The sequence below is a fragment of the Mycolicibacterium nivoides genome, assembly GCF_003855255.1.
GTDB classification, from domain to species: Bacteria; Actinomycetota; Actinomycetes; order Mycobacteriales; family Mycobacteriaceae; genus Mycobacterium; species Mycobacterium nivoides.
Genome location: NZ_CP034072.1, coordinates 1,887,704 through 1,900,521, shown reverse-complemented (window position 1 = coordinate 1,900,521; position 12,818 = coordinate 1,887,704). Strand labels below are relative to the sequence as shown.

The window sequence follows — 12,818 nt, the reverse complement described above, 5'->3', positions numbered from 1 at the left end:
ATCAGCGCGAACGAGTTGGCTGGGCGGCCGCGGCACCGGTGGAAACCGGGGTCGAGGAAAGTCCGGACTTCACAGAGCAGGGTGATTGCTAACGGCAATCCGAGGTGACTCGCGGGAAAGTGCCACAGAAAACAGACCGCCAGAAATGGTAAGGGTGAAACGGTGCGGTAAGAGCGCACCAGCACCCCGGGTGACCGGGGTGGCTAGGCAAACCCCACCCGAAGCAAGGCCAAGAAGGCCGCAACCTGGTTGCGGTCGCGCAGGCGCCTGAGGGCTGCTCGCCCGAGCCTGCGGGTAGGCCGCTTGAGGCACCCGGCGACGGTGTGTCCAGATGGATGGTCGCCACTGGCCCTCCTGGTAACAGGAGGGCCAGGCACAGAATCCGGCTTAGAGGCCAGCTCGTTCGCCCCAGCCGGATGATCTGTGCGTCTAGCGCGCCTGAGCGGATGTCGTCGTCAGTGCGTCCGCAGTAGATCCGAGGACCGAATCAATCGCGTCCCACGTTCGGAGTTCGGAGTCAGGCCGAGGTGGCTGTCTGTGCCCAGGGTTTCGACCGCGCTCGCGTGTCCGAGCCCGGCCTGGACAGATTTCACGCTCTCGCCTGGCCGGATTGGCAGGCTCGCGTTGTAGTGGCGAAGTGGGTGGAACCCGGTTCCGGTCGGGAGCGCCGCCGTCTCGACTGCCAACCGCCACTTGCATCCGAACGACTGCCGGGTGATCGGCTTCCCAAAGAGGGGAAACAAGCCTGTTCGGGTTTTGCGGGAAATGCCGCGAGGTGTGCCGCGGGCCTCTACGACCATCCTGGGGAGCGGGACCGTCCAGTTGCTCGCTTGCGTCTTCGGCGGCCCCAACATCGCGGCCTGTACCTGTAACGTAATCGGCTGCCGGCCCACTTCACCGCGCTTTCGAGGAACCGCACGCGGTCGACCGTGACGCCGAAACGCTCGCAGTCCCACATCCCCGTACCGGGCCGCTAGCGTATGGCCGCGCATCTCTCAATGCGTCCCAACACGTCCAGCTGGTCGTGTGTCGGCGGTACCTCGTCAGCGAAAGACCGCGATGGGCTCAAGCCATAACGCCGGACCCTTAATCGTCGCCGCGTCCGCAAGATCAAGACCAAATGATTCCGCCGACTCCTTGAACGCGTCCAATGCTGTTTTCAGCGTGTCGATCTCTAACGGTGTGGCGGCGACGTCGTGCGTCAATCGGAGCGCGGGCAGTTCGTCGTTAGACGCAATTAGACGGTCGACTTGTGCGACTACCGTATACTCGCCTCCGAACCGTCCGAGATTGCCGATTACCCACTTCTTCTTAATTGGCATAGCGATACCAGGACCGGCATCACCTAGTGGCACTGCTTCGACAATGATCTCTTGGTCTTCATCGTTTTGTTGGTCCTGAGCGAGGATCATGCTGATGATTCTTTCGGTTTCTTTCGTGGTCTTCAGTTCCTCGCCCTTCTGGCTGAAGAAATGGCCTTGGGATTTCGCCTTATCGGCAAACCACAGATAAAGACGTAGGAGTGTTTGTATCGGCGCGGCTTCGAGGTGCGCGCGAAATTCCACCGTGTCACCGGATTTCACTCCGTCCAGTGCGGCTGGTCCCCACCCGTCGAAACTCCCGAGGGCCTTACCTTCCCGGAGACTCTGATACCAAAGCTCAAAGATCGAAAACCTGGTGCGCGTCCGCACCATCTCCTCCTCAAAAGCTGATGTGGATTTTTTGGCACCGTCGACCTTTGCGCCATAAATGCTGACCCCGCCGCCGAAGCCACCTTCACGGGCTGAATTCACTTTCGCCACGACTTCGTCGATCTTTCCGGACTCGACGGCCGAAAGGCTGTTGATGACCGTCTCGTCGTCGAGGTAGGCGAAACCTCGATGCACTTTGTTCGACGGTGAGTGGTAGATCGCCATAGCGCGACGCTACTGCCGACAGTGCCGGATGCTGTCCCGCGACATGCCGGTTGCCATTTCGCCAATAGCGAACTGGCCTAGAGAATGTCTAGGGAGCGCGGGTGGCGAGTCGTTCGAGGCGCTGCCGGGATGATGCCGCGGCCGTCTATCAGAAGGGCGTGCCTCCGGGCATCACTGCCTAACTCATGGACCGACCTGCCGGACATCACCCACGAGTCCGCGCTTGATACTCGTGCACCCGTCGGGTGGACGATGTTGCCGCCGATGATGACCATGCCAGACCGGCTCGTAACCGTTCGCGTTTTTTCGAGGTGCTCGTCATTCGTGAAGGCGGCGTTGATCATGCCGACGATCCGCGCGGGCGGGTGCTTCCTCGCATCAGGCCGTCCTGTGCGTGCGGGGTGCGGCGCGCGTGCGCTCGTGGGGACCGGGATCGGAACCGGCGATATGCGGGGAATGGTGTCGGCCGCCGATGCGGTGGTTGTTGTGGTGGCATCGGGCTTCGATCCGTTGCCACCGCGAGCGGAGGAGCGGTACCACAATGGATACCAACGCAATGGCGATCCCCGCATAGCACTCTACGGCCGTCTGCGGTCCGTCTACAGCAAGCTCAACAACGGTGTGAACAGGTACAACTCTCGATCACCTGCAGGTTCGTGACGCGGTGAGCTCGTTCGCCCTCGCTCCGCAACCGGCCCAGGTCCCTAGTGGGACTTGCGCACCGCCTTGTCCAGCTTCTTGAGTGCATCCTGCAGCTGCGCCCGAGACTCCTGGGCGGTGTCGTGCTCCTGCTGATACAGCAGCCCGTAGGTGAAGGTGTCCTCGCCCGCGGCATGTGCGGCATCCGCCTGGGTGCTCAGATGAGCCTTGCTCACCACGCTGTCCTGATGGTCGCCCAGCAACGTCTGGATGGTCTTGGCGCGCTCGGAGACCTTCTCCGCTCCGGTGGCCGCCGCGGTGTAGCGAAGCCGCTTGGCGCCCTTGCGAATTCGGTGCAGCGCCTCGTCCTTCTCCTCGGCACTGGCCTCGGCATCGCTGTCGGCCGCGGCAGCGGTCTTGGCGGCCTTGCGAACCCTCTTGTACGCAGCGTCGATGTTCACCGATTTCGTTGCAGCGTCGGCGGATTCCGGCTGCTCGGCACGCACCAGCTCCTCGAGCGCGTCCAGCAGCCGGAAGTAGCGCTCCGAGCGCATCGCCAGCAGGGAACGCCGCCAGCCCGCGGTGTAGCGGCGGTTGGCGCCCTCGACCAGCCGCTGGCGAACGGGTCCGCGGACCAGCTCGGCGGGCATCTCGTCGAGCGCGCGCTGATAGCGCTCGGCCAGCACCTCGGCATCGCGGGCCACACCCAGCACCGCGGCCAGCGCGCGCAGCTCGTCGAGTACCCAGCCGTCGTCGTCGAGGCCGAAGGCGCCCTTGGACTCCTGCAGCAGACTCCGGATCTTGCGGGTGGTCACCCGCATCTGATGTACCGAGTCGTAGGCGTCCGCGCGGACCGCGCGGTCCCACACCAGCAGCGCCTCGATCTGCTCGGCGATGGCCCGGTGCACCGGATCGGCAGGGGGAGCAGGAGCCGGGGCCGCATCCGTTCCGAGCACCCTGGCCAGCTTCGAACCGTGCCCTGCCGGTTCCGCGCCGGCATCCGCCAGCCGGTTCGACAGCCGGTCCATCAGGTCGTCGGGCACATCGGCGGTGAGCAGCTCCAGCTCCCACTCCCGCCAGCTCTGTGCATCGGCTACCTCGCCGGTGACCGAAGCGGTCACCCGGTCGTCGCAGAACTCGGCCAGGCCGACGCCGTCGGCTCCGCGCAGCACCGCCACGTTGCGCTCGGTGCTGATCCGGGCCACCGGGGACAGCGGCCGGTCCCGGACGATCGCAAGCACGATGTCGCGCAGATCCTCGGGCACGGTGTCGGTTGCTGTGCCCAGCGGCATGCGGACCTCGGTGCGGGTGTCGACGCCGGCCGGAAGCTTCAGGTGCCAGCCCGCGTCGCTGCCGCCGGTGCGGCGCCGCAGCGTGATGCGGTGCGCGGCAAGGTCGCGATTCGGGGTGTCGAAGTACACCGCATCCAGGTGCTGGGTTTCCACGCGTGCGACCTCGGCGATGGCCGACAGCCCCTCGAACGACGGCGAGACGGTGTTCTCGGTGACCGCGAACTTCCGCTCGATTTCGGTGTACCTCGCGGTCTTGGATTTGCCGGGGGCCATAGTCACCTTCGCTGTGCACCGGAGGCGGGAGATCGGATGGGACCAGCGTGCCATATCCAGGTGGGTGTCACGACCGGTGTCCGGTCACAGCAACATCAAGACTTGCCGCTGTCCCCACCGCGCTGTCGGTGATGTCGGTGGGAGTCTCCTACTGTTGCTGACATGGCGGCTGAGACGACACCGGCGAACGCCGCTGCCGGGCGCGGACGCCCGCGGCTGGAGCGGCCACGCCGACCGGGCGCGACTGCCCGTGAACAGATTCTCGATGCCGCCGCCGAGCTGTTCACCACCCACGGCTACGCCAGCACCTCGACGCGGCGCATCGCCGACGAAGTCGGGGTCCGGCAAGCCTCGCTGTATCACCATTTCGCGACCAAGGACGACATTCTCGACGCGTTGCTGGCCGGCACCGTCGACGATGCCCTTCGCCTGGGCGCCGAGCTGCTCGACAGCGCGGGGCCGGCGGCGCAGCACCTGCACACGCTCGCGGTCGCCGATGCGCATCAGCTGTGCGCGGGCCGGTGGAATCTGGGTGCCCTGTATCTGCTTCCCGAGCTGCGCACCGACCGGTTCGAACCGTTCCGCCGCCGCCGCGCCGAGCTGCGGGAGGTGTACCGGAGGCTGTCGGAGGCGGTGATCACCGAATGCGCAGGTCCGCCCGACGCCGCTGACCTGCCGTTCCGATTGGTGGAATCGGTGGTCAACAGCCGTTCCGACGATGTCGAGAGCGCGCCCGCGCAGCCCTGGGCGATCGGGGAGGGGGCGCTGCGGATCCTCGGGTTCGACGGCGATTTCGGCCCGTTGGAGGACGCCACCGCCGCCCGGCTGGGGCTGCGGCCACCGCAAACCCCGGCCCGCTAGAGTTCGGGCCGTGACCGAGCCCACCTATGAAGCCATCTCGTTCGAGCAGTCCGGCGCCGTCGCGCACATCACGCTGAACCGCCCGGATGCCGCGAATGGCATGAACGACACCATGACTCGCGAACTGGCCGACGCCGCCCGGCGCTGCGACACGCCCGGTACCAAGGCCGTGGTGCTGACCGGTGCGGGCCGATTCTTCTGCGCGGGCGGCGACCTGAAGTCGTTCGCCACCGCGCCCGACCGCGGCCGGTTCATCAAGGGCGTCGCCGACGACCTGCACCAGGCCATCTCGTCGTTCGCCCGGATGGACGCCGTGCTGATCACCGCGGTCAACGGCACCGCCGCCGGCGCCGGTTTCAGCCTCGCGGTGGCCGGCGACCTGGTGCTGGCCGCCGAATCGGCCACCTTCACCATGGCCTACACCAAGGTCGGGCTGAGCCCCGACGGCAGCGCGTCCTACCACCTGCCGCGACTGGTCGGACTGCGCCGGGCGCAGGAGCTCATCCTGACCAACCGCACGCTCTCGGCCGCCGAGGCGCTGGACTGGGGACTGATCACCGAGGTTGTCGCCGGCGACGACCTGGCCGCCCGGGCCACGAAACTGGCCGAGGAAGTCGCGGCAGGCTCCGGTGGATCCAACGGCGCGGTCAAGTCGCTGCTGGTGTCCTCGTTCAAGAACAGCCTCGAAGAGCAGATGGCAGCCGAAGGCCGGTTCATCGCCGAGCGGGCCAACTCCGCCGACGGCCGCGAAGGCGTCGACGCGTTCCTGGGCAAGCGCCGGCCCGAGTTCGCCTAGCCGGCCGCCGGGCCGGCAGCAGCCGGTTCGATGGTGAGATCAGCCGGCAGCTCGATATCTGCGACGGCCAGGTTCTCCTCCAGGTGGGCAACCGAGGACGTCCCGGGAATCAGCAGCACGTTCGGCGCGACATTCAACGTCCACGCCAACGCGATCTGCGCCGGCGTACGGCCCAGTTCGGTGGCCACCCGCCGGATCGTCGGATGGCCCAGGACCGGATTGTCCGCGGCGAACGCCGAACCCAGCGGAAAGAACGGGACGAAGGCGATGTCGCGTTCGATGCACAGGTCGAGCACGGGCTGCGAGGTGCGGTCGGCGAGGTTGTAGGCGTTCTGCACGCAGGCGATCTCGGTGCGCTCCAGCGCGATCTCAACATGCTCGCGTGAGGCGCTGCTCAGCCCGATGCCGGCGATGAGGCCTTCGTCGCGAGCCGTGATCAGGGTGTCCAGTTGCTGCTCGAACAACCCGTGGTCGACCTCGGCGGGACCTCCGATGTCGCCCCCGAAAAGCCGCAGGTTCACCACGGCAAGCTGGTCGACCCCCAGGGTGCGCAGGTTCTCTTCGATGCTGTGCCGCAGTTCGGCGGGTTGCTGCGCCGGCAGCCAGTTGGCCTGGGCGTCGCGCCTGCCACCGACCTTGGTGACAAGAGCCAGGTTCTGCGGGTAGGGGTACAGCGCCTCCCGGATGAGTTCGTTGGCGACATCCGGCCCGTAGAACTGGGCGGTATCGATGTGGTCGACACCGAGTTCGACCGCGCGGCGTAACACCGCGAGCGCCTGGTCGTGGTCACGCGGCGGGCCGAACACTCCGGGCCCGGGCAACTGCATGGCGCCGAATCCGACACGTCGGACGACCAGCGACCCTAGCGAGAATGTCTGTGGGGAGGTCATGGCGGACCTTTCGTTAGATCTCTAACTATATGAGATCAAACTATATGAGCACTGATATTCTCTGTCAACGAATCAGAGGAGAACCGTCGTGAACGACGAGCAACGGAGCGCGGCGGAACTGGCCGATGCCTTCGGGCGCGCTGCCAAGTCCGTTGTCCGCGCATTCGACGAGCGCCTCGGCGACCGTGGGGTGTCGACCCCACGGTCCAAGCTGCTCGCCGAGATCGAACGGATGCAACCGGTCCGCTCAGCCGAGGTGGCCAGGGCCGTCGGTATCACCCAAGCCACCGCGTCAACCCTCGTCGAGGCTCTGGTGCGGGAAGGGCTGGTAGTCCGTGCACCCGATGAAAACGACCGCCGGGCAGTGCGATTGACGACGACAGCCGAGGGGCAGGAGCAAGCCCGACACTGGCGGGCCGACTACATCGCCGCTGCACACGAGATGTTCGCCGGCCTCACCAGTGAGGACAAGACAGCGCTGACCCGGTTACTCGTCAAACTCGGTGACGCGCTGGCCTGAAGCCGACATCAATAGCTGTGCTCTTCGGCCGGGAAAACCCCGGTCGCCACGTCGTGGGCGTACTGCGCTGCCGCGCGGTGCAGTTCGCCGCCCACGTCAGCGAAACGCTTGACGAACTTCGCGGTCTTGCCGCTGGTGAGTCCGGCCATGTCCTGCCAGACCAGCACCTGGGCATCGCAATTGGGGCCGGCGCCGATGCCGACCGTGGGGATCGTCAGCTTGCCGGTGATCTGGGTCGCCAACTCGGCGGGCACCATTTCCAGCACCACCGCGATCGCACCGGCTTCCTGCACGGCGATCGCGTCGTGGATCGTCTGCTCGGCTGCGTCACCCCGACCCTGGACGCGGAACCCGCCCAGCCCGTTCACGCTCTGCGGGGTGAAGCCGATGTGCGCCACCACCGGGATGCCGGCGGCCGACAGCGTCGCGATCTGATCGGCCATCCGCTCGCCGCCCTCGAGCTTGATCGCCTGCGCGCCGGTCTCCTTCATGAAGCGGGTCGCGGTGGCCAGTGCCTGGGCCGGACTGCTCTCATAGCTGCCGAACGGCAGGTCGGCGATGACCAGCGCATGCGGGGCGCCCTTGACGACCGCGCGGGCCAACGGGATCAGCTCGTCGATCGTGATCGGCACGGTCGTGTCGTAGCCGTACACGACGTTTGCCGCCGAGTCGCCGACGAGCAGCACCGGAATGTCGGCCTCGTCGAACACGCGCGCGCTGGAGTAGTCGTAACAGGTGAGCATCGCCCACTTGTGCCCTTCGGACTTCCATTTCTGCAGCGTGAGCGTGCGGACCTTGGTACGTGGCTTGGACTCCGCCGACTCTGCGGCGGTTCCGGAAGCACCATAAACAGACTGTTCAGACATCGTCGTCCCTTGTGATGGTCGGTTCGATCCTCGAGGCCGCGTTGCGGTCCCCGGGTTCGACGGACTCTGCCAGTCTGCCACCGCGGGGAATGAAGGCAAAAGCGACGTTCGAGTGGATTTCCTCACAGTTTCAGCGTCGGGACCTAACATCAGCGGCATGCAACGGCTCAGCGGACTCGACGCCAGTTTCCTGTACCTCGAAACCGCGGCGCAGCCGATGCACGTGTGCTCGGTGCTCGAACTGGATACCTCGACCATGCCGGGCGGCTACACGTTCGACCGCTTGCGTGACGCGCTGGCGCTGACCATCAAGGCGATGCCGCAATTCCGGGAGAAACTGGCCGACAGCCGGTTCAATCTCGACCATCCGGTGCGGGTGGAAGACAAGGACTTTGACGTCAACCGGCACCTGCACCGGATCGGCCTACCCGCCCCCGGCGGGCGGGCCGAGCTGTCCGAGATCTGCGGCCACATCGCCTCGCTGCCGCTGGACCGGACTCGGCCGCTGTGGGAGATGTGGGTCATCGAGAACGTGGCGGGCACCGATGCCCATGCGGGCGGCCGGTTGGCGCTGATGACCAAGGTGCACCATTCCGGCGTGGACGGGGTGACCGGTGCCAACCTGATGTCGCAGTTGTGCACCACCGAGGCGGACGCACCGCCGCCGGAGCCGGTCGACGGGGTGGGCGGCGCCACCGGCGCAGAGATCGCCATCAGCGGTGCACTCAGGTTCGCGGCCCGCCCACTGAAGCTGGCCAACGTGCTGCCCTCCACTGCGAGCACCGTCATCGATACCGTGCGCCGGGCCTTCAACGGCCAGGCGATGGCCGCCCCGTTCAATGCACCGAAGACCGCGTTCAACACCAACATCACCGGTCAGCGCAGCGTCGCATTCGCCCAGCTGGATCTCGAGGACATCAAGACCGTCAAGAACCACTTCGACGTCAAGGTCAACGACGTGGTGATGGCGCTGGTGTCCGGCGTCCTGCGTACCTTCCTGCACGACCGCGGCGAACTACCGGACAGCTCCCTGGTCGCGATGGTGCCGGTGTCCGTGCACGACCGTTCCGACCGGCCCGGGCGCAATCAGGTGTCGGGGATGTTCTCCAAGCTCGAAACCAACATCGACGATCCGGCCCAGCGGCTGATGGCCATCGCCGCGTCGAATTCGGTTGCCAAGCAACACAGTTCCGCGATCGGTGCGACGCTGCTCCAGGACTGGACACAGTTCGCCGCGCCTGCGGTGTTCGGCGCCGCGATGCGGGTGTACGCGGCCAGCCGGCTGTCCGGGGCCAAACCGGTCCACAATCTCGTCATCTCCAACGTGCCCGGGCCGCAGGAGCCGCTGTACATGCTGGGCTGTGAGGTCAAGGCCATGTACCCGCTGGGCCCGATCTTCCACGGATCGGGTCTCAACATCACCGTGATGTCGCTGACCGGCATGCTCGACGTCGGCATCATGTCCTGCCCGGATCTGCTGCCTGACCTGTGGGACATGGCCGACGATTTCCACGTGGCGCTCGAAGAACTCCTCGCCGCTACCCGATAGTGCCACCGCGCGTCGCGACCAGGCCGGGCCTGCGGCGATGTCGTGCCATGGCAGCATGGTCAGCCATGAAGTTCAGGATGAGGTTCGGCGCGCTGCTGGCGGCGACGGCGGTCGCCGCGGCGGGCTGCACCCAGGTGGTCGACGGGGAAGCACAGATAGCGGTCCCACGGCCCGGCACGCCGGTGCAATGGCTCCCGTGCAACGCCGGTTCGGGTGACCACGTGCAAATCCCCGACAACGCCGAATGCGGGCTGTTGTCGGTGCCGGTCGACTACTCAAAGCCAGAGGGTGAGATCGCCCGCCTGGCGATGATCCGCTTCCCGGCCGCGGGCCAGAAGATCGGCTCGCTGGTGATCAACCCCGGCGGCCCCGGCGAGTCCGGGGTCGAATCAGCCGTCTCCCTGCTGTCCGGCCTGCCGCAGTCGGTCAAGGACCGCTTCGACATCGTCGGGTTCGACCCGCGCGGCGTCGGGTCCTCGACCCCCGCGGTGTGGTGCAACTCTGACGAGGACAACGACCGGCTGCGCGCCGATCCGACGGTGGAATACACCCCGGAAGGCGTCGAGCACCTGGAGAAGGAAACCAAGGACTTCGTCCAGCGCTGCGTCGACAAGATGGGCAAAGAGTTCCTGGAAAACGTCGGCACCGAGAACGTCGCCAAGGATCTCGACGCGATCCGGGTCGCGCTCGGCGACGACAAGCTGACCTACCTGGGCTACTCCTACGGCACCCGCATCGGTGCGACCTACGCCGAGCAGTTCCCGGACAAGGTCCGCGCGATGATCCTCGACGGCGCCGTCGACCCCAATGCGGATCCGGTCGAAGAGGACATCCGTCAGGCCGCGGCATTCCAGAAGGCCTTCGACGACTACGCCACCGACTGCGCCACCAAGAACCCCGACTGCCCGCTGGGCACGGATCCGGCCAAGGCCGTCGAGGTGTACAAGAGCCTGGTCGACCCGCTGGTGGAACATCCGGCCAAGACGCGGGATCCGCGCGGGCTGAGCTACAGCGACGCCACCGTGGGCACCATCCTGCCGCTGTACTCGCCGAATCTGTGGCGGCACCTGACCGAGGGCCTGACCGGGCTGAAGAACGGCAACGGCGATGTGATGCTGGCGCTGGCCGACCTCTACATGGGCCGGGATGCCAAGGGCCACTACAACAATTCGACCGACGTGCGCGTCGCGGTCAACTGTGTGGACAAGCCGGCCATCACCGACCGAGCCACCGTCGTCGACGAGGACCGACGGGCCCGCGAGGTGGCGCCGTTCATGAGCTACGGCGAATTCACCGGGCACGCCCCGCTGGGCACCTGCGCGTTCTGGCCGGTGCCGCCGACCAGCAAGCCGCACGAGATCTCGGTGAAGGGGCTGCCCCCGACGTTGATCGTGTCGACCACCAACGACCCGGCGACGCCGTACCAGGCCGGTGTCGACCTGGCCCGTCAGCTCGGCGGCACCCTGGTGACCTTCGAGGGCACCCAGCACACCGTGGTGTTCCAGGGAAACAAGTGCATCGACGACATCGCCGCCACCTACCTCGTCGACGTGACGGTGCCGCCGCCCGGGACCCGCTGCTGACCGATCCGGCCGGAAAGGTCACCGGATGGTCTCCGGCCGATCTCTGGTCGGCCTCAGGCACAGACCCGGTACCGACCGCCGTGCGACCATGACTGCCGTGTGGTGGGCGGGCGGGGCGGGACGATTTTTGGCGGCGGTGCTGCTCGGTGCCACCGCCGTGGTCTGCCCGGTCGCGCAGGCTGCTCCGGAATCGGGGCCGGAATGGGGGAGTTGCGCCAGCTGGGTGCAGAATCCGGCCGCGATCCCGACCGCACAATGCAGCACCGTCCCGGTACCGCTGGACTGGAATTCCCCGGATCCTCAAGGCGCGCAAGCGCAATTGGCGGTCATCCGGATACCGGCCACCGGTGACCGGATCGGCGCCTTGTTCATCAACCCCGGCGGCCCAGGCGCCTCGGCGGTGGACACGGTCGCCGGCATGGGCGCCGCGCTGGCCGGCTCACCACTCACCGACCATTTCGATCTCGTCGGCTTCGACCCGCGCGGTGTCGGGCATTCCACCCCGGAGCTGCGTTGCCGCACCGACGCCGAGATCGACGCCTATCGCCGCGAGCCGCTGACCGACTACAGCCAGGCCGGGGTGGCCCACATCGAAGACGTCTACCGTCAGTTCGCCCAGCAGTGCCTGGACCGCATGGGCGCACCGTTCCTGGCCAACGTGGGCACCGCCTCGGCGGTGCGGGACATGGATGCGGTGCGGGCCGCGCTGGGGGAAGACCAGATCAACTATCTGGGCTTCTCCTACGGCACCGAACTCGGCGGCGCGTACGCCGAACAGTTCGGCGACCGGGTGCGCACCATGGTGCTCGACGGGGCGATCGACCCCAGCCTGGATCCCGTCACCAAGAACATCCGCCAGCTCGCCGGCTTCCAGAGGGCTTTCGACACCTACGCCGCGGACTGCGCGCAATCGGCAGACTGCCCGCTGGGCACCGATCCGGCGCAGTTCGTCGGCCGGTTCAAGGGACTGGTGGATCCGCTGACGACGACGCCGGCCACCACCTCGGACCCGCGCGGACTCGGCTACGCCGACGCGATCACCGGTACCGGCAACGCCCTCTACTCGGCGCGGTACTGGCCCTACCTGACCAGCGGGCTGCTCGGGTTGACGCGCGGCACCGACGCCGGTGACCTGCTGCTGCTCGCCGACGACTACTGGCGCCGCGACGAAAACGGTCACTACAAGAACATGCAGGACGCCTTCACCGCGATCCGCTGCGTCGACACGCCGTTCCCGACCGACCCGGCGGTGTGGGCCGACGCGGATCAGCGAATCCGCGCCGAGGCACCGTTCATGGCCTACGGCGAGTTCACCGGATACGCGCCCCGCGACATCTGCGCCCTGTGGCCGGTTCCCGCGACCTCTGCGCCGCACCCGGTCACCGGGCCCGGACCGGGCAAGGTCGTGGTGGTGTCCACCACCGGAGACCCCGCCACGCCGTATCAGGCCGGCGTGGACTTGGCCCGGCAAATGGGCGCGTCCCTGATCTCCTTCCGCGGCACCCAACACACCGTGGTGTTCAACGGGGACGCCTGCGTGGACACCGCCGTGCTGGGTTTCTTCGTCAACGGAACCTCCCCGGGCGACCTCTCCTGCTAAGTCTTCCAGGGCTGTAACACAGATTTAACAGCC

10 protein-coding genes and 1 other RNA gene are annotated in these 12,818 nt (G+C 66.8%); 7 read left to right on the top strand and 4 right to left on the bottom strand.

Translation table 11 applies throughout. The features are described 5' to 3' along the window. Positions 1-11: 11 nt before the first annotated feature. Positions 12-406: RNase P RNA component class A (gene rnpB / locus EH231_RS09060), an RNA gene on the top strand. A 637-nt stretch (positions 407-1,043) separates the two neighbouring features. On the opposite strand, the gene EH231_RS09050 is transcribed toward rnpB, so the two are convergent. Together EH231_RS09050 and EH231_RS09045 are read right to left on the bottom strand one after the other, a co-directional pair. Next, positions 1,044-1,916, bottom strand: coding sequence for a DUF6414 family protein (locus EH231_RS09050; protein ID WP_124712261.1), 873 nt, complete (start codon positions 1,914-1,916; stop codon positions 1,044-1,046). 704 nt (positions 1,917-2,620) lie between these two features. Then, the gene (locus tag EH231_RS09045) at positions 2,621-4,120 is read right to left on the bottom strand and encodes a CYTH and CHAD domain-containing protein (RefSeq protein ID WP_124712260.1); all 1,500 of its coding nucleotides are present in this window, start codon (positions 4,118-4,120) and stop codon (positions 2,621-2,623) included. Between the two features lie 162 nt (positions 4,121-4,282). Here EH231_RS09045 and EH231_RS09040 point away from each other — a divergent pair, with 162 nt between their 5' ends. Both EH231_RS09040 and EH231_RS09035 read left to right on the top strand, forming a co-directional pair. Continuing rightward, on the top strand, positions 4,283-4,981 hold the full coding sequence (locus EH231_RS09040) for a TetR/AcrR family transcriptional regulator (protein ID WP_124712259.1): 699 nt from the start codon (positions 4,283-4,285) through the stop codon (positions 4,979-4,981). A 10-nt stretch (positions 4,982-4,991) separates the two neighbouring features. Next, positions 4,992-5,777 (top strand): enoyl-CoA hydratase/isomerase family protein, encoded by a 786-nt coding sequence (locus tag EH231_RS09035; protein ID WP_124712258.1) that lies wholly within the window; start codon positions 4,992-4,994, stop codon positions 5,775-5,777. On the opposite strand, the gene EH231_RS09030 is transcribed toward EH231_RS09035, so the two are convergent. Then, on the bottom strand, positions 5,774-6,667 hold the full coding sequence (locus EH231_RS09030) for an oxidoreductase (protein ID WP_124712257.1): 894 nt from the start codon (positions 6,665-6,667) through the stop codon (positions 5,774-5,776). The two genes, EH231_RS09035 and EH231_RS09030, sit on opposite strands and share 4 nt — an antisense overlap. Before the next feature lie 88 nt (positions 6,668-6,755). Here EH231_RS09030 and EH231_RS09025 point away from each other — a divergent pair, with 88 nt between their 5' ends. After that, complete coding sequence (locus EH231_RS09025; protein ID WP_124712256.1) at positions 6,756-7,187, top strand: MarR family winged helix-turn-helix transcriptional regulator; 432 nt, start codon at positions 6,756-6,758, stop codon at positions 7,185-7,187. 8 nt (positions 7,188-7,195) lie between these two features. On the opposite strand, the gene panB is transcribed toward EH231_RS09025, so the two are convergent. After that, a complete protein-coding gene (panB, locus tag EH231_RS09020; RefSeq protein WP_124712255.1) occupies positions 7,196-8,053 on the bottom strand; it encodes a 3-methyl-2-oxobutanoate hydroxymethyltransferase in 858 nt (285 codons plus the stop codon). Between the two features lie 157 nt (positions 8,054-8,210). Here panB and EH231_RS09015 point away from each other — a divergent pair, with 157 nt between their 5' ends. From EH231_RS09015 to EH231_RS09005, 3 genes are all read left to right on the top strand, one after another. Then, the gene (locus EH231_RS09015; protein WP_090431303.1) at positions 8,211-9,602 is read left to right on the top strand and encodes a WS/DGAT/MGAT family O-acyltransferase; all 1,392 of its coding nucleotides are present in this window, start codon (positions 8,211-8,213) and stop codon (positions 9,600-9,602) included. A 65-nt stretch (positions 9,603-9,667) separates the two neighbouring features. Further along, positions 9,668-11,185: an alpha/beta hydrolase gene (locus EH231_RS09010; protein ID WP_241177916.1), complete on the top strand. Its 1,518-nt coding sequence runs from the start codon at positions 9,668-9,670 to the stop codon at positions 11,183-11,185. 88 nt (positions 11,186-11,273) lie between these two features. After that, positions 11,274-12,785: an alpha/beta hydrolase gene (locus tag EH231_RS09005; RefSeq protein ID WP_124712254.1), complete on the top strand. Its 1,512-nt coding sequence runs from the start codon at positions 11,274-11,276 to the stop codon at positions 12,783-12,785. Positions 12,786-12,818 lie beyond the last annotated feature (33 nt).

Coding starts and splice junctions, on each gene's coding strand:
- EH231_RS09050 (WP_124712261.1), bottom strand. CDS start 1,916: ATGGCGATCTACCACTCACCGTCGAACAAAGTGCATCGAGGTTTCGCC.
- EH231_RS09045 (WP_124712260.1), bottom strand. CDS start 4,120: ATGGCCCCCGGCAAATCCAAGACCGCGAGGTACACCGAAATCGAGCGG.
- EH231_RS09040 (WP_124712259.1), top strand. CDS start 4,283: ATGGCGGCTGAGACGACACCGGCGAACGCCGCTGCCGGGCGCGGACGC.
- EH231_RS09030 (WP_124712257.1), bottom strand. CDS start 6,667: ATGACCTCCCCACAGACATTCTCGCTAGGGTCGCTGGTCGTCCGACGT.
- panB (WP_124712255.1), bottom strand. CDS start 8,053: ATGTCTGAACAGTCTGTTTATGGTGCTTCCGGAACCGCCGCAGAGTCG.
- EH231_RS09015 (WP_090431303.1), top strand. CDS start 8,211: ATGCAACGGCTCAGCGGACTCGACGCCAGTTTCCTGTACCTCGAAACC.
- EH231_RS09010 (WP_241177916.1), top strand. CDS start 9,668: ATGAAGTTCAGGATGAGGTTCGGCGCGCTGCTGGCGGCGACGGCGGTC.
- EH231_RS09005 (WP_124712254.1), top strand. CDS start 11,274: ATGACTGCCGTGTGGTGGGCGGGCGGGGCGGGACGATTTTTGGCGGCG.